The following is a 21,428-nucleotide window of genomic DNA, read 5'->3' on the forward strand; positions in this document are numbered from 1 at the left end:
AGCTCCGGAGGTCCGCTTGATTAACGAGTTTCTGATGCATCTCTTTCCCCGGGTCGTGCCGAGAAAGAACCTGACGGTTTCCTATACCTTCTGTCTGGGCGGGTTGGCCTTTACCTCCTTCATGCTGTTGGCGGCTTCCGGGGGGCTGCTCCTTTTCTATTACCAGGCGTCGCCGGAAAAGGCCTTCAGCTCGATTCTCTTTCTTGAATCGTCCATCTGGGGCGGCCGCTACCTGCGCAGCCTCCACCGGCTTGCCTCCCATTTCTTCCTGGTGCTCATTCTTCTCCATACCCTGCGGGTCGTCCTGACCGGCGCCTATCAAAAGCCCCGGGAGTGGAACTGGGTTCTCGGGTGCGGACTTTTGCTACTGGCCATATTCGAGGCTTATACCGGGTATTTGCTCCCGATGGATCAGCTTGCCCTATGGGCCACCCAAACCGGCATGGAGTTGGCCGCCACGGTGCCTATGGGCTCTTTCGTGCGCGGCATCCTGGTACCCGACGGTGTGGGACAGCCGATGTCGCTTTTACGTTTTTATGTACTGCATATCATGCTTGTTCCGCTGGGCGTGCTGCTGCTCAGTTTTCTGCACTTCTACCGAATCAGAAAAAACAAGGGGGTTTTACCCTACCTATGATGCGAGGCTACGTCAGAAGTTCTCCGTACTTTTTTCGCCGGATCAAAATCGCCATGACGCTCCTGATCTTAGTGCTGCTTATCCTTGCCGCGTTCATTCCGGCGCCGCTGCAGGAACCGGCCAACATCGGCCGGGTGCCGAATCCGGTCAAATCCGCCTGGTTTCTTCTCTGGATACAGGAACTGGTAAGTTATTCGAAGTACCTCATTTATGCCGTGCTCGCCCTGGCAGCCGCTTGCATCCTGCTTCCCTGGCTGACGAGGCGGGGAAGCATCGAGCACGCGGCGTGGCTGCAAAGGGATCGCTTGCCCGTAAACGTTGCTGCGCTGTTAGTCTTTACTGCCATTAGCGCGCTGACGGTCATTGCCATGTTCTTTCGAGGTGAAAATTGGGCGTTCGTCCTGCCGTTCTGATGATCATCGCCTGTTTGCTGCTCCTCCCCGCTGCCGAAGCCTTTGCGGGCAGGGTGGCGTGCCTTCGGTGCCATAAGCCGCATTATACGGGACGCGGCACCTGCATCGGTTGTCACCGGGGTGACGGGAGATCCGACCGTCTTGCCATCGCCCACCGCGACCTGATCCAGGCGCGATTTTCCTGGTTTGCCATTGCGGGGTCGCAGCCGTTGCAGCGAGGGGAAAAACTCCTGGTGAGTTTCGCCTGTCGGCGTTGTCATACCTCGGCGGGCAAGGGAAACCGTCTGGCGAGCAATCTCGACAGGTTGCCGATGAATACCACCCCGCAGAAAATTTTCGAAGCAATAAAATCGCAGGCTCTGTTCATGCCTGACTTCAGTTTTGACGACCGGCAGATAACCGATCTGGTGAATGCAATTCTGGCGGGAGCGGTAAAGGCGGGGCGCAGTGGGGGCGAAACACCGCAGGTCGTGCATTTTGAAGACATGAAGCGGCACACGGATAACGTCTTCGAGAAACAGTGCGGCCCCTGCCATAAAATTCTGACCGAAGCATTCGGGGCTCTGGGCAAGGGCGACATGGGACCCAATCTGTCCGGACTCTTTTCCGAGCACTACCCCGCGACCTTAAAAGACAACGGCAGGTGGACAGCGGATATCCTGAAAAAATGGCTGGAGAATCCCAGGAAAATTAGCAAGAACAGTCAGATGCGGCCGATTCCTCTAAAAAAAGACGAGTTTGAGCAGCTCCTAGCCATTCTTGCGGTAAAAACCGAGCATTAAATTGACGAATTCTACCATTACATGCGGCGAGGTGATCAATGAAAATAAAAACAACCTGCGCAACTAATGTGCTGATCATCTGCTATCTTTCAGGTGTCGCGGTCGCATCTGCCGACACAATGGTCATAACGTACCGCTCCGGCAAGGTGCAAAATGTTGCCATGGATGAGCCAAGTGACGAGGTGAAGGATATAGGCTATCTCAAGATTCCCGTGCCACTACCTGAAACCAGGGCAAAGGAGTTGCCGGATACGCGGACCGGTGCAGATAAGGAGGGTCGGAAAGAGCGATCGCCCGACTCAAAAAAGCATGGGATCACCATCGAGTGGGCACCACCCCTTGACCAGTGAAGCGTAGGTTGCAGCGGACGGTCACTGAGAGCCGGAGGTAGTTGATCCTTCTCCCATGGGGATCAACACGAGTCATTGCACGGCTTCCCCCATCTCGAATCCCCGGTCCAGCAGAAGGACTTCCACTTTGTCTCCCTCGGCATGCAGCGCTTCCGGAGCCAGGCGTATCAGGCCGTTACCCTGGATCAGCGAGGAGAGGCGGCCCGAGCTTTGATTGCCGGTGGTCGAGACGTGATAGCGGCCATCATGTACCGAGACGATTCCCCGGACCAGGTGGGGGCGCATCCCTTTGTTTGTTGCCGGTTCCTGCAGGACCGCCTTGACCACCGGCCGGAATATCCGTCGATGCCCCATGGACTTGAGGATTGACGGCCGCACGAACAGCTCGAACGAGACCATGGCGGCAACCGGATTGCCAGGCAGGGCGAAGACCGGCTTCCCCTGCAGCATGGCGAATGCCAAAGGCTTCCCCGGTTTCATGTTGACCTTCCAGAAGGTGACGCTGCCGCCCAGTTCCTCGATCGCCACCTTGACGAAATCCCGGTCTCCGACCGAGACGCCGCCGGTGATTACCAGAATATCCGCGTTCAGGCCGGCCCTGATCTTGTCGCAGGTAGCATCGAGGGTGTCCGGGGCGATTCCCAGGAGTACCGGATCGCCTCCTGCATCCAGCACCTGGGCGGCCAGGCTGTAGCTGTTGCTGTTGATGATCTTGCCCGGCGCTGGTGTCGAGCCGGGTTCCAGGAGCTCATCACCCGTGGCCAGGATGGCGACACGCGCACGGCGGTAAACGGCAAGTGACGTTGTGCCCATGGCAGAGAGCATGCCGATTTCCTGGGGCCTGATAGTAGCACCGGCAGGGATAACGACATTGCCGTGCCGGATGTCCTCCCCCCGCTTGCGTACGTGTGATCCTGCCTTGACCGTCGAAGCGAGGCGGATCCATTCGCCATCCTCCTCCACATCCTCGATGGGGACTACCGTGTCGCAACCGGCCGGGACCGGGGCGCCGGTCATGATCCTGATCGCCTCTCCGGGCGGCACCGGGGCGGTGCGCACCTCTCCCGCCGGCAGGAAGCCGGTGACCTTCAGACGATTGTCGTTAAGCGCTGCATGGGAGAATGCGAATCCATCCATGGCGGAGTTGTCGGCCGCCGGGATGTCCCACGGGGCGATGTGGTCCTCCGGGGTGACCCTGTTCAGCCCCTGGAACACGGAAACCTTTTCCGTTTCCAAGGGAGTGATATATTCCAGGATGGTCCGTTGCGCTTCCTCGATGCTGACCATGGGTGCGATTTCTCCTATATTGATTCGGTGGCTGAATATCTGAATGGTAAGGGCTCGGCTTGCCGCACCCAATCTGTGGCGGGCGCAGTCCGCCCCTACATCAGGAATTTCGTCTCGATGAAGTCGGCAACCATGTCGGCGTCGTTGAGGTCAAGCACCGGCACGTCCAGTTCAAGCTTCCCGTCGCTGGCCACCGCCACCAGGGACGGGTCGTGCTCCTCCCCCCGGCAGAGCAGCGTCGTGCTTCTCTCCTGACGGTTGAGCTCGATCTTCGGCATGGAGCTCTTCTTGAACCCCTCGGTCAGGACGATATCCACATCGGAGAAATAGGTCGAGAGGAGTTCCTCGATGGGCGGTGACGCGGCATGTTTCTTCACCAAGGCCAGCTTCTCCGGCGAGGAGATCAGCATGGTATCGGCCCCGGCCGCGGTCAGACGGTGGCTGTCTTTTCCCGGGTGGTCGATGTCGAAGCGATGGGCATCGTGCTTGACGACTCCCACCTTGTATCCACGCTCTTTCAGGTGGCCGATGACCTTTTCCAGCAGGGTCGTCTTGCCTGTGCCGGACTTCGCCACGAATGAAACCGCCTTTACCGTCATAGATTTCCTCCTATTTTTGCAAATTCCTCCGGGGTGTTGATGTTCAGAAAAGCCCTTCCGTCCCTGTCGAACCGGGCAAGTTCTTCATACGCCACATACCTGACCCGGACCTGCGGATAATAGGCGTAGGCGCAGAAGTCGCCGCTATCCAGAAGCCTCTTGATCGGCCCGAGACAGCTTTTCGCGTAAAGCGCGAAGAGCGGCTCGTAACCGTTGGCGGTGGTTGGCACAACCGCATCGTAGCCGTTTCTGAGGGAGCAGAGGTAGCGAAGAACCTCTGCGCTCGGAAAGGGAAGGTCGCAGGAGGAAACGAAAACGTACTCCGTCGCTGCGTTATGGAGGCCGGTATAGAGTCCCCCCAGGGAGCTGCCGTGGTAGATGTCCGGCAAAACCGGGAGGCCGTAATCGGCAAAGCGTTCCTCACGGTTCCCCACCAGAACGACCTGTGCGAAACTCTCCCTGAACACCTCCAGTACCCTCTCGAAGAGCGGCTTGCCGGCAACTTCCAGAAATGCCTTGTCCTTCCCCATGCGGCGGCTCTTCCCGCCGACCAGGATAACCCCGGTTATGTCTTGTTCCGGATTTTCGTGCATGGCAGTACTATGTCAGCTCCTATTGATCCTTCTTCTCGACTTCTTTGGGATTTGCAAGCTTGGGCTCTTCTTCAGCGGCCTTCTTGAAGCTCCTGATGGCGCCGCCGAGTGAAGCCCCCAGTTGGGGGAGTTTGCCGTTGGTTATAGCAAAATCGCATAACGACAGGCAACAAATTTAACGTTTGACGTTCTCGGCGCGAACCGGCTGTGAGTTCGTTCTCTCCTCACTCCGGCCCTGTAGTGTCTGCCGGATTCAACGGACGTTTCCGCCCCGGTTGTTTTAACACGAAGACGCAGACGCAGAGAAAAAGCTCAAAAAACAAGCCGTTGATCTTCTTTGCGCCTGCGCCTCTGGTTTTGCTGCCGTCACAGCTCACAGGCTGTCGGCAATCTTCAGCGCCACAGTGCGGGCATGGGCCTGGATCTGCTCGGGGGGCATTTCATCGACACCGAAGAGCTTCCGGTCAAATTCGTAGAGCCGGTCGGCGATGATGACTTCCGGCTTGAGCCCGTCGATGACGCCGTTCATCATGCGCGACGAACAGTTGACGAAACACCCCTCCAGGGCAATCAGTCTCGCCGCGCTGCGCACCAGCTTCCGCTGGCCGGTGTCCTTGGTGAAGGCTCCCCCCAGGCAGATTCTGACCGTTTTCTCCGGGGCGAGTGAGTGGCAGAGCAAGTTGGCAGCCTGGCGGGCTACCTCGCCCCGCAGGCATGCCCCTTCGCAACAGATCACCGCCACCGGCTTTGCCTTCTGGCGATCCGCGAAATCCTCGCAGAGATGGCAGCTGTTCCGCGCCTTTTCGATCCGTGCCACTTCATATCCGTTCGCTGTTCCTGTTTCGTTACCGCTTCCGCAGCAAGCTTTGTTACTCATGGTTTTCCTCCATCTGTGGAATATACTGCTTCACATACCAGAGACGGCGGATGAGCGAAAAAGGATACACTTTTACGGAAATTATTGTCCGGCCTTCCGGTCACACATGAGTTCGTTGCGTTCATCCCGATATAAGTCGCACTGGCACGTCATTGCTTCTCGTAAGCGGGTGCGGGCGCGATGGAGCCGTATCTTGACCGTGTCGATACTTACCGCGAGAATTTCGGCAATCTCCTGGTTTGTGAATTCGTCGAATTCGCTCAGGATAAGGGCGGCGCGGTAGTCCTCGGGCAACTGGTCAACGATGCCGCGGATGCAGGCGTTCATCTCGTGGCGGATGTATTCCCGGTCAGCTCCCGGAGAGTCGAGGTCGGGAATATCATCTACGGATGCCGTATCATCGAACGGGAGCTCGTTTATGCGCTGTTTTGTCCCTGATGAGAGGGCATGGTCATGGGCGGTGTTTGTCGCTATGCGGTAAATCCATGTGGCCAGTGATGATTCCCCGCGAAAGTTGGCCAACGACTGGCTGACTTTCAGGAAAACGGCCTGGGTGAGATCGAGAGCGTCTGACCCGCCAGAGAGATGGGAGATATACCGGTGGATCTTCGGCTGGAATTCCCGGTAAACGGTGTCGAAGTTTTTCAAGCCATGCCTCCAAACCACCGTCGCTGGAACCAGAAGGCCACGTTGACCAGTCCGATCATCACCGGCACCTCCACCAGCGGGCCGATGACTGCGGCGAAGGCGGCGCCGGAGTTGAGGCCGAACACCGCCACCGCAACGGCTATGGCCAACTCGAAGTTGTTGCTGGCGGCGGTAAAGGCCAGGGTCGTGGTCTTGGAGTAGTCGGCGCCCAACCGCTTTCCCATCCAGAAAGAGACCAGGAACATCAGCACAAAGTAGATCAACATCGGGATGGCGATCCGCACCACGTCCAGCGGCAGTTGCACGATGAGGTTCCCCTTGAGGCTGAACATGACGACGATGGTGAAGAGGAGGGCGATCAGGGTGATGGGGCCGATCCGCGGCACCACCTCCCTGTGGTAGCGCTCCACGCCCATTGTCTTGACGCCGATGAGCCGCGTCAGCGCCCCGGCGATGCAGGGGATGCCCAGGTAGATGAAGACGCTTTCGGCGATTTGGCGAATGCTCACCTCCACGAGGCTTCCGGAAAGGCCGAAGAGGGGCGGGAGGACCGTGATGAAGAACCAGGCGTAGACGCTGTAGAAGAGGACCTGGAAAATGCTGTTGAAGGCGACGAGTCCGGCGGCGTACTCGGTGTTTCCCTTGGCCAGTTCGTTCCAGACGATGACCATGGCGATGCAGCGGGCGAGGCCGATCATGATAAGGCCGACCATGTACTCCGGCTTGTCGGGGAGGAAGACTATGGCGAGGATGAACATGAGTGCCGGACCGATCAGCCAGTTCTGGACGAGCGACAGCCCCAGCACTTGCTTGTTGCGGAACACCTCCGGCATCTCCTCGTATTTCACCTTGGCGAAGGGGGGATACATCATGAGGATCAGCCCGGCGGCTATGGGGATATTGGTGGTCCCGACCTGGAAGCGGTTGATGAATGTTTCCACGCCGGGGACGAACCAGCCGAGCCCGACTCCCAGCGCCATGGCGGCGAAGATCCAGAATGTGAGCCAACGGTCGAGGAAAGAGAGTTTTTTTGAGATGCCTTCAGACATGATCCTATGTCTCCTTATTCTAAATTGTATGTCCGCAGGGGCAGACCCGCGTGTCTGCCCTGTGAGTTATGGGTGCAGAGGAACAGGACTTTTTTGGCCATGATTCATTAAATCTCTTGACTTATCCGCTTGTGCGGATATATTTGGACAAAAATTTTTAGGCGCAGTTGCTTCTGTGGGAAAAGGAAACAAGCCTCTTCAGGTCTTCATCGGCAGTGCAGAGCTCGGGCAGGCGCTGCCTGAGCAGTTCGGCCAGCTCCTTCTGAATGGCGCCCCGCTCGGCAGCGACGGAATAGTACATCCAGACCCCCATGCGGCGGTCCTCCACCCAGCCGGCATTTTTCAGATAGGCCAGGTGCCGGGAGGCGGTGGACTGGGGAAGCTGAAGGGCGGCCATGATGTCGCAGACGCACAGCTCCCCCTCGTGCAGGAGGAGGGCCAGGATGCGAAGGCGGGTTTCGTCGGCCAGGGCTTTGAATATCCGTGCAGTATTTTTCATGGCTTAAATATATCCGCATAAAAGGATATGGTCAAGGGGTTTTGTTACGGCGTTGTAAGGCTTCATTTTTTCCGTCTGGGGCCGATAGAAGCTATGAGCCTGTCTGACTTAGGAATGAATCTACTGCGAGAATGGCAAATCGGTCCATATCTCTGTAAATTTTCGACGAATAGGTCCACTATTCGCTCTCAAATTTCCGGAAATCTGTCCTCTATTTTCCATCCTCTCGCTATGATTCCCTAAGCCCGACAGGCTCCTGATATCAAAAAAGGAGGGATTGCAATGAAAAAGTTTTTTGTCTTGCCGGCAGTTCTGACGGCCATGGCGGCAACGCCGGCACTGGCCGTGGTCGGCGGAGGCGACATCACCCTGAAGAACAAGGGGGGCGATGTGGTCTTCAGCCACAACTCGCACGTTGATGGGGCGGGCCTCGAATGCACCGCCTGCCATGACAGACTCTATCTAAGCAAGGCCCAGCACAGGAAGGTCACCATGAAGCAGATGCAGAAGGGTAAGTCCTGCGGTGCCTGTCACAACGGAAAGAAGGCGTTTTCAGTGAAGGGCGATTGCGTCAAGTGCCATAAAAAATAGGAGGAACGGAATGGAAATCAAACGTAGAGATTTTCTGAAGGTAACCGCTGCCGCCGGCGCGGTGGCGGCCATTGGCCTGCCGAAGCTGAACGCCTTTGCAGCCGGGCAAGCCCCTGCCGCCACAGGCTCTATGAAAGGCGAATGGATTGCCTCCACCTGCCAGGGCTGCACCGCCTGGTGCCCGGTGGAGTTTTTTGTCCAAGAAGGTCGCATCGACAAGGTGCGCGGCAACCAATTTTCCAAGGCCAATGGCGGTTACGTCTGCCCCAGCGGTCACCTGATGATCCCGCAGACCTATGACCCGGACCGGATTAAGGTTCCGATGAAGCGTACCAACCCCCAGAAGGGGCGCGGCGTTGATCCCAAATTTGTTCCCATCAGCTGGGACGAGGCCCTGGATACCCTGGCCGACAAGATGATGGAACTGCGCAAGAACAACGAGCCGGAGAAGCTGATGTACATGCGCGGCCGCTACTCTTCTACCTCCACCGACCTGCTCTACGGCACCCTGCCCAAGATCTTCGGTACTCCCAACTACTACTCCCACAGCGCCATCTGCGCCGAGGCGGAGAAGATGGGCCCAGGCTACACCCAGGGCTTCTTTGGCTACCGTGACTACGACCTGGCCAAGACCAAGTGTCTGGTGGTGTGGGGCTGTGACCCGCTCTCTTCCAATCGTCAGGTGCCCAACGCCATCGCCAAGTTCAACGGAATCCTTGACCGCGGTACGTTGATTGCTGTCGATCCCCGTATGAGCGCCTCGGTCGCCAAAGCCAACGAATGGCTGCCGATCAAGCCGGGAGAGGACGGTGCTCTGGCCGCAGGCATAGCCCATGTGCTGCTTACAGAAGGCTTCTGGAGCAAGGAGTTTGTCGGCGATTTCAAAGAGGGTAAAAACCTCTTCAAGGCCGGCGCCACGGTCGATGAAGCTGCCTTTGTGGAGAAACAGACCCACGGTATCGTCAAGTACTGGAACATCGAACTGAAAGACAAAACCCCGTCCTGGGCCGCCAAAAAAACCCTGATACCCGAGGAGCAGATTATTCGTGTGGCCCGCGCCATGGGCAAGGCCGGCAGCGCATGTGCCGTCTGGATGGGGCCCGGCGTGGCCATGACACCGCGCGGCACCTACGCCGCCATGGCGGTCTACGCCCTGAACGGTATTCTCGGCTCCATCGAGACCGAAGGTGGCGTGTTCCAGAGTTCCAGCGCTCCGGTTGAGAAATTTCCCGAGATCAAGAAATCATTTATCGATGAAATGGCCGAGCATCACGGCCATGGAAAGAAGATCGACGGGCGCGGCGCCAAGGATATGCCGGCCATGATGAGCGCCAAGCCGGGCAGCGGCGTGGTTACCAACAACGTGGCCAACGGCCTGCTCAAGAATCCGGACGCAATCAAGGTATTCATCAGCACTTGGAGCAACTTCGTCTTCTCGGCCACCGGCACTCAGCGCTGGGAAAAGGCCATGGCAAAAATGCCGTTCTTTGCCCATATGGTGACCAACGCCTCCGAGATGTCACAGTACGCCGATATCATTCTGCCGGCCACCTTTGCGCCAACCGAAAAGCTTTCGATCATCGGCAACATGGCTAATCTGCACGGCCATATATCCATCCAGCAGCCGGTGGCCAAGCCGCTTTGGCAGGTAAAATCCGAGGAGACTGAAGTAATGTGGCTCCTGGCTGAAAAGTTGAAGTCCAAAGGCTTTGCCAACCTTTACGACTACTACGCCTCTTTCGAGGATCCTGAAACCAAGAAGAAACCGACCAACGCCTCTGAGTTCGCCGAGATCGCCGCCAGGATATCTTCCCAAAAGGTCTGGAACGGCAAGGAGAAACAAAAAGGTGATCAGATCGCCGGTTGGGCCGATTTTAAAAAGAAGGGTATCTACAACTCGGAGACCTATAAATACAAGAAGAACTGGGGCAAGGATAACCCCGAAACCAAGAAGTTTGAGGGTAAGTTCAAGACCGAAACCAAGAAGTTTGAGTTTTACAGCGAGACCATGAAAAAAGCACTTGGCGAACATGCCAAGAAGCATAACACCACCATCGACGACATCCTCAAGTCCAGTGGCTACGAGGCCCAGGGCGAACTGGCCTTTGTGCCGCATTACGAATCACCCAAGCGTCACGGCAGCGACAAGGAATATCCATTCACCTTCATCGATTACAAATCCCGACTCAATCGCGAGGGGCGCAGCCAGAACACTGTCTGGTATCAGGAGTTCAAGAAGGTGGACGTGGGGGACGAGAGCTGGGATGACGTGGTCAAGATCAACCCGATAGATGGCAAGAAACTCGGCATCAAGACCGGCGATACCGTTCGCCTGACATCGACTACCGGCTCCATCGTAACCAAGGCCAAGTTGTGGGAAGGTGTCCGTCCCGGCACCATAGCCAAATGCTACGGTCAGGGACACTGGGCCTACGGCCGCGTTGCCGCCAAGGACTACGCCAAGGCACAGCCGCGCGGCGGAAACAACAATGAACTTCTGGTTGATGATTATGACCGCCTGAGCGGTGCAACGGCACGTAACGGCGGTTTCACCGGCGTCAAGATCGAAAAAGTTTGAGAAAGGGGGGATTACTGAATGCCAAAACAATATGGAATGGTCATTGACCTTCAAAAATGTGTCGGCTGCGGCGCCTGCGCTCTTGCCTGCAAGACTGAGAACAATACCCAGGCCAGGGCTAACGGTCAAACTTACAACTGGGCTGACTTCATCTACAAGGAAGAGGGGAAATTCCCCAAAGTTTCCTTCACCGCCATCCCGGTGCTCTGCAACCACTGTAGCGATGCCCCCTGCGTCAAGGCATGCCCGGTGCAGCCCAAATCGAGTGTTCAAAACCGTCGACGGAATCACCATGCACAACGACGAGCGCTGCATCGGCTGTCGCCGCTGCCAGAAGGCCTGTCCCTACAGCGCAACTGATGTGGTAAAGGACAAGGCGGCCTACTCGGTCATCAGTGCCAACGACCCCAAGGCGCCACCTCACGCTGCATCACGCGATACCAGCGAGATGATCAAGGGCTGCACCGCTTCCGGTGCTGAGACCGCAAAAATGGCAGGCGGGGTTATTCCCAACCAGCATAAATACAGCCACCCGGATTACGAGAGCATCCGCAAGCAGGGAGTTGTTGAAAAGTGCATTTTCTGCGAGCACCGCGTCAAACAGGGCGAACAACCTAATTGCGTTGTAGCCTGCCCGGCCAAGGCCCGTATCTTCGGCGACCTGAACGATGCGGCAAGCGAACCGGCCAAGCTGCTGAAGAAGTACAAACCGATGCGCCTTAAGGAAGAGAAAAAAACCAAACCCAACGTGGCCTATATCCGCGCGTTTAAGGGTGAGAACAAAGTTTGATAGTTTCTTGTTTCTGTTGATGTATTATTCCGGGGTGGGGCGTAAGCCCCATCCCGGTTTTTTAGTAAGTTAGAAATCATTTCCCGCATTTTTTTGCAGGAAATGATTTCGTTAACGTACTTACCCTGTTTATAAGGGTGTGAGGATTATGCCGTGACTGAAAAACAAAGTATCACTGCAACGCGTGAAGATGTCTACCGCCTGCTGGCGGCCTGTTATTATCCACCATTAACGGAATTGATTGAGGAGAACTGCTGCGCGACACTTGCTACCCTTTTGGAGTCTGTTGCGCCGGATGCCACAAAGTATGCCGGTGATGCTGTGGTCGCAGTCGGCAAAAGTCCGCTTGACTCTCTGGCCGTCGAGCATGCCCGTCTTTTCATCGGTCCCTTCCAGCTTGTTGCCCCCCCCTATGGTTCGATCTATCTTGATGATGCCAAAACTGTCATGGGTGACTCGACTGCCAAGGTAGCGGCCTTCTACCACGCCTGTGGCCTGCACTTGGCCGATGACTTCCACGAATTGCCGGACCATTTTGCTGTTGAGTTGGAGTTCATGTCTTACTTGGCCTTCAAACAACGAGAGGCAGAGGTCTTAGGCGATCAGGATGAAGTGATACGTGTCGTGAGTCTGCAAAGGGAGTTTCTCGACAGGTTCCTGATGCCGTGGCTGGCTCCGTTTACATCAGCCATCATCACTGACGGCGAAGCCCCTTTCTACCAGGCAATCGCGCGATGTACCGCCGCTTTCATCAATGCTGATTACACTGCATTGGCGTGTACGAACAATGGCTGAAAGCAGAAATGTTACCGGCAGCAAAGATGATCTTTTGGCGGACGCTTCCCGCTGCATGCTAATGCGCTTCAGCGAAAGCAGCTGCCGACTTTGTTTCGACATCTGCCCGCATGGAGCTGTCTCGCTTGACGGCGGCCTCTCCATCAATCCGCAGCAATGCCGCGGCTGCCTGCTCTGCACTGCTGTCTGCCCAGTTGGGGCACTGGAACAGAGTAGCGATTTTTCCGCCTGTCTGGCTCGACTCTCCAAGGTTCCTGAACCGATCCTGGGCTGTGTCCGTACGAACGAGTGCTCAAATGGAACCGTGGCCTGTCTGGGCGGTCTTTCCGAAGAACACCTGCTTGCGCTCTGCCACACACTGACAGGAAGATTGACCCTCAACCTGTCCTTGTGTGGAGACTGTCCCAACAACCCCATGATTACTAGACTTCGTCAGCGGCTGGACGCCATTTCCGAGGCCGGGTTGTCTGACAGCAGATGCCATATCAACTTTGCAGAATCAGCACAGGATATCCATTACCGCGATGAATCAGTAGACCGGCGGAGCTTCTTCAAGTCTTTTAGCAATGCCCTGTTCAAGAATGCAGCTGTCATACTCTCTGCTACGAATGAACAGACCGAACGGCGCACCGAATACGCCGGAAAACGATTGCCGATCAGAAGAAAATTGCTGAACAGTACCAGAAACAAGCTCTCTCAGGAGTTGGTGGTCCGGATAAGGAAGCATTTTGACTCGTGTGTCTCATTTGATGACACCTGCACAAGATGCCAGGGGTGTGCAGCAATCTGCCCCACTGGTGCGCTGCAGACCGAGCTATCTGACATTCCACCGACTTTTGACCAACTGCTTTGCACTTGCTGCGGGCTCTGCCGTGAATTTTGCATGGACGGAGCATTGCGGATTTCTACAGGCAACAGCGAGGACGGAGCAGGCTGAATTTTCCTGCATGATCGACAAGGTGGGGGGGCGTGGACGATTGTTCTGTCACTGAGACTGTCAACCGGCGTTGACATAAAACACCTTTGCACTTGCACCGTTTTTCCTCTATTATTTGCGCTGTCTGCGGCGCTTGCCGCCAGAGTGGCATCATGAAACCAGCGGAGGGCATACATGGACAAGGATATCCTGATCACAATGCAGGAGGATCTGGAACGGGCGCTGCAAAGACCCGCTCTTGAGCGGCGCTGGGCCATGCTCCTTGACCTGCGCAAATGCGTCGGCTGCCACGCCTGTACCATCGGCTGCGTCTCGGAAAACAAGCTGCCGCCGAAACTTTATTACCGTCCCGTCTTCGAGTATGAGCAGGGGAAATACCCGAAACCAACCCGAACCTACCTCCCCCGGCCGTGCATGCAGTGCGACAAGCCTCCCTGCGTCACCGCCTGTCCGGTGAAAGGCCCCGATGGCGCCACCTGGAAGGAAACCAAGGGGATCGGCACCGGTATCGTCCCGGTCAATTATGCCCGCTGTATCGGTTGCGGCAAATGCGTTCCCGCCTGCCCCTATCAGGCTCGCACCATGGATGACGGCGGCTTCCACACCGCCGGCACCCCTGAGCTGCAGAAATACGAAACCTTGCCCTCCTTCGAATATGGCAAGAAGTGGCCCCGTTCCGGCAAGAACCAGCCGATCGGCAACGCCCGCAAGTGCCATTTCTGCATCCATCGTTTGGCCAACGGCATGCTTCCCATGTGCATCACCACCTGCATCGGCCGGGCTGGCTATTTCGGCGACGAGAGCGATTCAAAGAGCCTGATCGCCCAGGTAAAAAAGGCCAACAAGATTCAGATTCTCAAGGCCGGCAAGGGGACGGCGCCGCGGGTCTATTACGTGGCGAATGAGACGCTGGAGGTGCTCTATGGCAAATAACAATGACGATGACGTTTCCCGCCGCGAATTCCTGAAAAATCCGCTATCGTGGGTGGGAGTGTGTCGTTCTATGACACGAAGGTGAAAATTGATAAAGGTATGAAGTGTAGGATAAAAGATTGACTCGAAAACGGGGTCGCCAAGTGGCGGCCCTTTTTTTTACCCTGTCTTCCAGTTCGTACCATAAGGAATCCAGCTAAAGTTTTTTCAACTGTGTGACGATAGGGCTATTAAAACAACTTTATCGGGAGGGTGACATGGGTATGAAAAGAGGGGTCTCGGGTAAAAAGACGGTTTTGCTGGCAGCGGTGTTGGCGTTGGGCGTTATACATGCGGCTCAAGCAGAAACCGTAAAGCTACATGGTTCGACGACGGTGCAAAAGCGGATTATGGAGCCTGGCAAGGACGCGCTGAAAAAAGCAACAAGCATCGATCTGGTGCTGGTCGGCAACGGGACCGGCAATGGCCTTGAGGATCTGGTAAACGGCAAGTGTGACGCTTCCATGGCGTCGGAAGAGTTGGCCGATGCCGTAGCCAGCATGAAGGACGCAAGCGGCAAGGAAGCGGCTGCAGGGCTTACGCCTCATATTATTACCACCGATGTCATCAAGGTGATCGTGCACCCGTCAAATACGGTGGCCAAGCTTTCCAAGGAACAGCTCAAGGGGCTTCACAACGGCTCAATAGCCAACTGGAAGGATGCCGGCGGGACCGACCAGCCGGTAATCGTCATTACCTCTCATCTCGGTTCTGCGACGAGGAAGGTCTTCCAAAAAGAGGTCATGGACGGGACAAAATATGTGGATGGCGCCATTGAAGTGGAAACGACCCGCAAGGAGATCGACAACGTTTCCCACTTTCCGGAAGCCATAGGGGCCGTCAGCATGGGGTTCATCAATCTGCCCGGCAACAGGGAAAAGATCAAGATAGTCGAAACGCCGCAGATCAGCCGCCCTCTCATGTTGATCACAAAAGGCGAGGCTTCACCGTCAGTAAAAAAAGTCGTGGATTTTTTCAAGGGTGAAGGAAAGAAATACATTAAAGACTGACGACCGTTGGCAGGGCTCGGCTTGAAGCGCACAGCCCAGTGTCGTGCGCTGTTTTTACGCGTATCAATTCTGATCAGCAGATGGAGAAGCAACATGACGATTAAGGCAAAGCTGTATGCAAATATGCTGATTACGATTACTGGAATTCTGGTTATCGGCGGTTTCAGCCTCGCCGGGATGAAATTCGTGCAAAGCAAGCTTTCGGTTCTCACGGAACAATCAACGCCATACCAACTTAAAACCATTGACCTGCAGCGTGCTCTCCAGGAACACACATCAAGCCTGATCAAATTGGCCACGGCAACGTCAATGGCAGACTATAACGCTACAAAGAACGACGCCGAAAAAACGCTCGCAGAAATCAAGACCGTTTCCAATGATCTTGCCGGCTTCAAATCGTCTAATGGAGAGGACAGGTCGAATAGCTCTGCACAGGAATTGGAAGTGATAACCGTAGAACTGTTCAAGACCACGCAAGAGCGGTTGCTGGCTGAGGAAGCAGGTAAAGCGGCTGATGCTCTGATGAAGAAGAAGCTGCTGGACATTTCCAGGAAATTGCGCGACATGGATAACACCATGAAATCCGTACAGAAAAACTCCATGCACCAGCTTTCCAAATCCAATGACAGCGTCAAGACCATCACCCAGAAGGTAAAGAACGTGCAAGGCGCAACCAACTCATTGAATGATGTGAAAGTGGCCGTGCTGGAGGTCTCCGCAGCCGACAGCAAAACCGCCCTGGCGGTGGCCAAGAGTCATTTTACGGTTGCTTCACGCCTGGTCACTCAGAGCGTTCTTGTTAAAAACGATAAAGGGGGCGGGATTGGCAAGGAGCTTACTGAAGGGATCGGCGAAGTGACCAAGCGTGTTGCATCTTCACAGGGGCTGCTCGATCTGAAGGGCGCGATTCTCGTGACACCAGACGACGAAACAAAGAAAAAATTCAACCAAACCTTGGCGTTCGTCAATCAAAAGCTGGCGCAATTGTCGGTATTGATGGGGGACGCGGTCGAAAAATCGACGGAAGACTTTTCCTCAGAGAACACGAAATTTGACAGTTCGTTAACAGGAGCCAGTTCAGCCGGCGATATTATGGCGTCAACCAGCGACCTGATTGCTCTCGGCTCTGATGTGAGCAGGCTTATCAATGATCTCTTCAGCGCCGGCACCATACAGGAACTGGAAGCCATCAAAGCAGACCTTGTGCATAAATTCGACAATGCAAATGCCATACAGAAGAAGGTGGCGTCAGTGAGCGGCGCACGGAGAAATTCGGGGCAGACGGTGCGCCTTGCCGGCGTATCCGGCTCTTTGACCGAGATCAAGGGTCTCTTGCTGGCAAAAGATGGTGTCGCAGAAAAGCTTGCTCGGGTGTTGAAGGTGAAAACCCAGGCTCAATCACTGAACACCAAGCTGAAGGACCTGGTGGCCAAGCAGCGCGAGGAGGGAAAAAGAGGGGTTACCTCGGCACAGGCTGAACAGGAAAAAGCGGTTAAATCGGTGAACAGGGTTTTTAAGACTAATATTACGTCAGTTTCCGTCATCGCGCTCATCGTGCTGGTGCTGGGTATTGTCTTCAGTACCGGTCTGGCAAAATCGATCACCGCACCGATCAGAGAACTGACCAGCATTTCGGAAAAGTTCGGTAATGGCGACTTCAGCAGCAGTCTCGATGAAAAGCGGAAAGACGAGTTCGGTACGCTCGCAGTCCATTTTAACCAGGCTACTGCAAAGCTCAAAGAGATAACCTCCCAGATTCGGGAGGCCATCGGCAACCTTGCCTACAGCTCCAGCAGCCTCACTGCTACGGCTGAAGAATTGAGTGCCGGCGCACGGCAGCAGGCAACACAGACGGATCAGTCCGCTTCGGCCATGATCGAGATGAGCCAGACGATCCAGGATGTGGCGCGCAATGCCCATGAAACTGCTGCAGAGACAAAAAACTCCCTCACTCTGGCCAGCGACGGCCAGAAGATCGTCGGTGAAACCGTGCGCGGCATGGAAGAAATTGCTGCTTCGGTCAAGGAAACCGCTGATACCGTCAAGCTACTCGGCGAAAATTCTACCAGGATCGGCTCGGTCGTTGATGTCATAAATGAAATCGCCGACCAGACCAACCTGCTGGCGCTTAACGCGGCCATTGAGGCGGCACGGGCTGGCGAGGCCGGCAGGGGCTTTGCCGTAGTTGCCGACGAAGTGCGGAAGCTGGCCGAGAAGACCGGCGAGTCCACCAGGGAAATTGCCGAAATGGTCGCCCAGATTCAGGCCAGCACCCAGAAGTCGGTGCGCGCCATGGAAAAGGGGACCGCCAAGGTCGAGGAAGGGATGCTGCGGGCAACGGAAGCAAACCTCGCCTTGGAGTCCATCGTTGGGGCGTCTGACAAGGGTGTTGCCATGGTTCAGACCATCGCCACCGCAGCAGAAGAGCAATCGGCTGTTGCTGCTGAGGTTTCCACGAGCATGGAGCACATCGCCACGATAACCCGTTCAGCCGAAATGTCCACCGGTGAGATTACCCGTGCTGCGGAAGAACTCAACAGGCTTGCCGGCGACTTGAATCGAATGGCGGGGTGGTTCAAGATGTAGAAAAAGGAATGGGGTATTGAAGGGTTTAGAGTGGAAACGGGCTGTCGCAAGACTGCCCGTTTCCGTTTTCTAAGGTTAATAATGGTTTTTTAAATACCAACCTCGCGTTCTGCAACTTCTTCTGTTGCCTTTGCGCCTATTTTTGCTATCTTTACGTGAATCTCAATAACAGGAGGGCGTTGATGGATGAGCGTGACGATATAGAGCTTCTGGAAAATAAAGGGATTTCCCGGCGAGATTTCCTGAAAAACAGCGCGCTCATCGGCTGCGGCGCCCTGGTGGCCTCCCAGCTCGATTTTGCCCACGGCCTCATCGCCCGTGTCGAGGCGGGGGAGCTGACCCAGATGGAGGCCCTGGAGATGTTGCGGGAGGAAAGCACCCTCTATACGGTTTGCCTCAACTGCAACACCGGCTGCGGCATCAAGGTGAAGGTCCTCGACGGCGTCGCCGTCAAGGTGGACGGCAACCCGTACAACCCGTTCACCCTCCACCCCCATCTTCCCATGACCGAGGAGTTGAGCAGGGCGGCAAAGGTGGACGGCGCCATCTGTCCCAAGGGACAATCTGCCCACCAGGGGGCCTACGACCCTTACCGCATCCGCAAGGTGCTGAAGCGGGCCGGCAAGCGTGGCGATGGGAAGTGGGTCTCCGTCCCCTTTGACCAGGCCGTGTCCGAAATCGTCAACGGCGGCGCGTTGTTCGCCCATGTCCCGGGCGAAGAAAAGCGCCTGGTGACGGGGCTCAAGGATATCTACGCCATGAAGGATCCCATGGTGTTCGAGTCGATGGGGGCCGACGTGGCGCTGATCCGCAAGAAAAAAATGACGGTTGCGCAGTTTAAGGCGCGGCACGCGGCCAATCTCCACCTCCTCATCGACCCGGACCACCCGGATTTCGGGCCGCGGAACAACCAGTTCGTCTACTTCTGGGGGAGGATCAAGGGTGGGCGGAGCGACTTCGCCAAACGCTTCACCGACGGCTTCGGCACGGTCAATACCCATGGCCATACCACGGTCTGCCAGGGGTCGCTCTACTTCGCCTGCAAGGCCATGAGCGAGCAGTATGTGGGCGATACCTTCAAGGATGGCCAGAAGTTCTACTGGCAGGCCGACCAGGAGAATGCCGAATACATCCTCTTTGTCGGCGCCAACCTCTTCGACGGCAATTACGGCCCTCCCAACCGGACGCCGCGCATGACCCAGAGGCTCGTTGAGGGGAAACTGCGGATTACTGTCATCGATCCGCGTTTCACCAAGCTTGCCGCCAAGGCTCACCGCTGGGTGCCGATCAGGCCGGGCACCGATGCGGCCTTTGCCATGGGGATGACCCGCTGGATTCTGGAGAACAAGCGCTATGATGCAGTCTATCTGGCCAACGCCAACAAGGCGGGGGCTGCGAAGGACGGGGAATCCACCTGGAGCAATGCCACCTGGCTGGTGAAGATCGATAAGGACGGGAACCCCGGCGCGTTCCTCCGTGCCTCGGAGATCGGCCTGAAAGCGAAGGAGGTAAGGACGGGCAGGGATGGGAAGGAGTTCCCGTTCGAATACCTGGTGGCCATCCGGGACGGCGAGCCGACGGCCTTCGATCCCAACGACGAGCGGCTGCGGGTGAGGGGGGAGCTCTTCGTCAGCACCGAGCTCAAGGGGAAGGAGGGGCCGATCAGGGTCAAGAGCGCCTTGCAGATCATGCTGGAAACGGCCCGGGAAAAAACCATCGCCGAATATGCAAAGATCTGCGGCGTGGAGCCGGGGGTGATCGAGGCCGTGGCCAGGGAATTCACCTCCTACGGAAAGAGGGCCTGCGTCGATGTCCATCGCGGACCTGCCCAGCACACCAACGGGTTTTACGCCATCTCCTCACTGATGAACCTGAACCTGCTCGTGGGGAACTTCGACTGGAAGGGGGGGATGATCGCCGCATCGACCTTCAACACGGACGGCAGCAGGAACGAGCGGCAACCATTTAACTTCAAGAAGCTTACCCCAAAGAGCGGCAAACCGTTCGGCCTGTCCATCATTCGCCACGACGCTTTGTACGAGGAGTCGACCGTTTTCGCCGGCTACCCGGCCAAGCGCAACTGGTGGCCGCTTTCCTCGGACGTTTACGAGGAGATTCTGCCATCCATAGCCGATGCCTACCCCTATCCGATCAAGGTCCTTTTCTCCTACATGGGGAGCCCTTCCTACTCCCTTCCCGCCGGGCAGACCAATATCGCGGCCCTGACGAACCTGGAACGGGTGCCGCTCTACTTTGCCAGCGACATCACCGTAGGCACCACCACCATGTACGCCGATTATGTCTTTCCCGACCTGCACTTCCTTGAACGCTGGGAATTCCAGGGGTCCCATCCCAATATGCCGGTCAAGGTCCAGCCGGTGCGCCACCCGGTAATTGCCTCGCCCAACGAGGTGGTCCGGGTGTTCGGCGAGGAGCAGCCGATCTCCTTCGAGACGCTCTGGCTCGCCCTTGCGGAGAAACTGGGCATTCCCGGCTTCGGCAAGGACTGCTTTGCCGCCGGTCAGCATTTTACCCGTCCCGATGATTTTTATTTCCGCATGGTTGCCAACCTGGCCTATGACGGCAGGGAGCCGGTCCCCGATGCCGGGTGGAACGAGGTGGAGTTATTCATGCGGGGCCACAGGCACCTGCCGAAGAATGTCATCGACATGGCGCGAAATGAAAATCTGGGGTTGGCCAACTTGAGCAAGGCGATCCACATCCTCAACCGGGGCGGCCGTTTCGATACACAGGAAGCCTCCTACAAGGGGGAGTACGCGGCAAACAGGTACGGCCGGCTGATAAACCTCTACCAGGAGAAAACCAGCAAGGTGAAGGACGCCTTTACCGGCAGGCATTTCCATGGCATGGCACGCTACGAGCCTGTTGCCGATACGCTCGGCAACGAGCCGACTCTTCTTTCAAAAGGGTACGACCTACACCTCATAACCCAGCGGGATGTGAGGATGACCAAGAGCCGGACCGTCACCAACCAGTACCTGACCGAACTCATGCCGGGAAACGGCATCATCGTCAACACGAGGGATGCCAGGCGATTGGGGTTGAAGAACGGACAAATGGTAAAGGTGGTGTCGGCGAGCAACCCCGCCGGGGAGTGGGACCTGGGCAACGGTGTGAAAAAGCCGATGATCGGCAAGGTGCAGATCACGGAGACCATCCGGCCCGGCGTCGTCACCTTTACCCTCGGCCACGGCAACTGGGCCACCGGTGCCGCAGACGTGACCATCGACGGTACGCTGATCAAGGGGGATCCGCGCCGGGGCGGGGGTGTCCATGCCAATGCCGCCATGTGGATCGATCCGCACCTGAAGAACACCTGCATGATCGACAAGGTGGGGGGGAGCGTTTCCTTCTACGATACGATGGTGCGGCTGGTGAAGGTCTAGGAGCCTGTCGGACTTAGGAATGAATCTA

The 21,428-nt window shown here is 56.5% G+C and carries 22 protein-coding genes; 14 read left to right on the forward strand and 8 right to left on the reverse strand.

What is annotated here, in order from left to right; genetic code table 11:
* Positions 1 to 16 precede the first annotated feature (16 nt).
* Genes GURA_RS02350 through GURA_RS02365 form a run of 4 tightly spaced genes read left to right on the forward strand, consistent with a single transcriptional unit; the run spans position 17 to position 2,182 of the window.
* A complete protein-coding gene (locus GURA_RS02350) occupies positions 17 to 637 on the forward strand; it encodes a cytochrome b N-terminal domain-containing protein (RefSeq protein ID WP_011937399.1) in 621 nt (206 codons plus the stop codon).
* Entirely contained in the window at positions 634 to 1,050 is a 417-nt protein-coding gene (gene extQ, locus GURA_RS02355) for a selenite/tellurite reduction operon b-type cytochrome membrane protein ExtQ (protein WP_011937400.1), read from the forward strand. The genes GURA_RS02350 and extQ overlap by 4 nt, the downstream gene beginning before the upstream one ends.
* Positions 1,026 to 1,832: a selenite/tellurite reduction operon c-type cytochrome lipoprotein ExtS gene (gene extS / locus GURA_RS02360; RefSeq protein ID WP_157046111.1), complete on the forward strand. Its 807-nt coding sequence runs from the start codon at positions 1,026 to 1,028 to the stop codon at positions 1,830 to 1,832. Before extQ ends, extS begins: the two co-directional genes overlap by 25 nt.
* 38 nt (positions 1,833 to 1,870) lie before the next feature.
* Positions 1,871 to 2,182, forward strand: coding sequence for a protein-tyrosine phosphatase family protein (locus GURA_RS02365; protein ID WP_011937402.1), 312 nt, complete (start codon positions 1,871 to 1,873; stop codon positions 2,180 to 2,182).
* Positions 2,183 to 2,254: 72 nt separating this feature from the next.
* On the opposite strand, the gene GURA_RS02370 is transcribed toward GURA_RS02365, so the two are convergent.
* From GURA_RS02370 to GURA_RS02400, 8 genes are all read right to left on the reverse strand, one after another.
* A complete protein-coding gene (locus GURA_RS02370) occupies positions 2,255 to 3,469 on the reverse strand; it encodes a molybdopterin molybdotransferase MoeA (protein WP_011937403.1) in 1,215 nt (404 codons plus the stop codon).
* A gap of 95 nt (positions 3,470 to 3,564) precedes the next feature.
* Positions 3,565 to 4,068, reverse strand: coding sequence for a molybdopterin-guanine dinucleotide biosynthesis protein B (mobB, locus tag GURA_RS02375; protein ID WP_011937404.1), 504 nt, complete (start codon positions 4,066 to 4,068; stop codon positions 3,565 to 3,567).
* Positions 4,065 to 4,661 (reverse strand): molybdenum cofactor guanylyltransferase, encoded by a 597-nt coding sequence (gene mobA / locus GURA_RS02380; RefSeq protein WP_011937405.1) that lies wholly within the window; start codon positions 4,659 to 4,661, stop codon positions 4,065 to 4,067. The genes mobB and mobA overlap by 4 nt, the downstream gene beginning before the upstream one ends.
* A 19-nt stretch (positions 4,662 to 4,680) precedes the next feature.
* Positions 4,681 to 4,836 (reverse strand): twin-arginine translocase TatA/TatE family subunit, encoded by a 156-nt coding sequence (locus GURA_RS24055; RefSeq protein WP_157046270.1) that lies wholly within the window; start codon positions 4,834 to 4,836, stop codon positions 4,681 to 4,683.
* Between the two features lie 198 nt (positions 4,837 to 5,034).
* Positions 5,035 to 5,538 carry a putative zinc-binding protein gene (locus GURA_RS02385; RefSeq protein ID WP_011937406.1) on the reverse strand — a complete coding sequence of 168 codons (504 nt, stop codon included), beginning with the start codon at positions 5,536 to 5,538 and terminating at the stop codon, positions 5,035 to 5,037.
* Between the two features lie 81 nt (positions 5,539 to 5,619).
* Entirely contained in the window at positions 5,620 to 6,186 is a 567-nt protein-coding gene (locus tag GURA_RS02390) for a sigma-70 family RNA polymerase sigma factor (protein WP_011937407.1), read from the reverse strand.
* The gene (arsB, locus tag GURA_RS02395) at positions 6,183 to 7,235 is read right to left on the reverse strand and encodes an ACR3 family arsenite efflux transporter (RefSeq protein WP_011937408.1); all 1,053 of its coding nucleotides are present in this window, start codon (positions 7,233 to 7,235) and stop codon (positions 6,183 to 6,185) included. Before arsB ends, GURA_RS02390 begins: the two co-directional genes overlap by 4 nt.
* 157 nt (positions 7,236 to 7,392) lie before the next feature.
* Positions 7,393 to 7,734: an ArsR/SmtB family transcription factor gene (locus GURA_RS02400; RefSeq protein WP_011937409.1), complete on the reverse strand. Its 342-nt coding sequence runs from the start codon at positions 7,732 to 7,734 to the stop codon at positions 7,393 to 7,395.
* 282 nt (positions 7,735 to 8,016) lie between these two features.
* Between GURA_RS02400 and GURA_RS02405 the strand changes: the two genes are divergently transcribed.
* The 10 genes from GURA_RS02405 (at position 8,017) to GURA_RS02445 (ending at position 21,400) form a co-directional block, all read left to right on the forward strand.
* Positions 8,017 to 8,325, forward strand: a complete 309-nt coding sequence (locus GURA_RS02405; RefSeq protein WP_011937410.1) for a cytochrome c3 family protein — start codon at positions 8,017 to 8,019, stop codon at positions 8,323 to 8,325.
* Between the two features lie 10 nt (positions 8,326 to 8,335).
* Positions 8,336 to 10,903 carry a molybdopterin-dependent oxidoreductase gene (locus tag GURA_RS02410; protein WP_011937411.1) on the forward strand — a complete coding sequence of 856 codons (2,568 nt, stop codon included), beginning with the start codon at positions 8,336 to 8,338 and terminating at the stop codon, positions 10,901 to 10,903.
* 18 nt (positions 10,904 to 10,921) lie between these two features.
* Positions 10,922 to 11,263, forward strand: coding sequence for a 4Fe-4S binding protein (locus GURA_RS24510; protein WP_198134510.1), 342 nt, complete (start codon positions 10,922 to 10,924; stop codon positions 11,261 to 11,263).
* On the forward strand, positions 11,196 to 11,693 hold the full coding sequence (locus tag GURA_RS24515) for a 4Fe-4S dicluster domain-containing protein (protein ID WP_198134511.1): 498 nt from the start codon (positions 11,196 to 11,198) through the stop codon (positions 11,691 to 11,693). The genes GURA_RS24510 and GURA_RS24515 overlap by 68 nt, the downstream gene beginning before the upstream one ends.
* 153 nt (positions 11,694 to 11,846) lie before the next feature.
* Positions 11,847 to 12,488 (forward strand): TorD/DmsD family molecular chaperone, encoded by a 642-nt coding sequence (locus tag GURA_RS02420; protein WP_011937412.1) that lies wholly within the window; start codon positions 11,847 to 11,849, stop codon positions 12,486 to 12,488.
* Entirely contained in the window at positions 12,481 to 13,425 is a 945-nt protein-coding gene (locus tag GURA_RS22575) for a 4Fe-4S binding protein (RefSeq protein ID WP_011937413.1), read from the forward strand. The genes GURA_RS02420 and GURA_RS22575 overlap by 8 nt, the downstream gene beginning before the upstream one ends.
* A 174-nt stretch (positions 13,426 to 13,599) precedes the next feature.
* The gene (locus GURA_RS02430; protein WP_011937414.1) at positions 13,600 to 14,358 is read left to right on the forward strand and encodes a 4Fe-4S dicluster domain-containing protein; all 759 of its coding nucleotides are present in this window, start codon (positions 13,600 to 13,602) and stop codon (positions 14,356 to 14,358) included.
* Between the two features lie 257 nt (positions 14,359 to 14,615).
* Complete coding sequence (locus GURA_RS02435; protein ID WP_011937415.1) at positions 14,616 to 15,407, forward strand: substrate-binding domain-containing protein; 792 nt, start codon at positions 14,616 to 14,618, stop codon at positions 15,405 to 15,407.
* 93 nt (positions 15,408 to 15,500) lie between these two features.
* Positions 15,501 to 17,993 carry a methyl-accepting chemotaxis protein gene (locus GURA_RS02440; RefSeq protein WP_011937416.1) on the forward strand — a complete coding sequence of 831 codons (2,493 nt, stop codon included), beginning with the start codon at positions 15,501 to 15,503 and terminating at the stop codon, positions 17,991 to 17,993.
* Between the two features lie 182 nt (positions 17,994 to 18,175).
* Entirely contained in the window at positions 18,176 to 21,400 is a 3,225-nt protein-coding gene (locus GURA_RS02445; protein WP_011937417.1) for a molybdopterin-dependent oxidoreductase, read from the forward strand.
* Positions 21,401 to 21,428 lie beyond the last annotated feature (28 nt).

It is taken from the genome of Geotalea uraniireducens Rf4 (assembly GCF_000016745.1).
GTDB lineage: Bacteria > Desulfobacterota > Desulfuromonadia > Geobacterales > Geobacteraceae > Geotalea > Geotalea uraniireducens.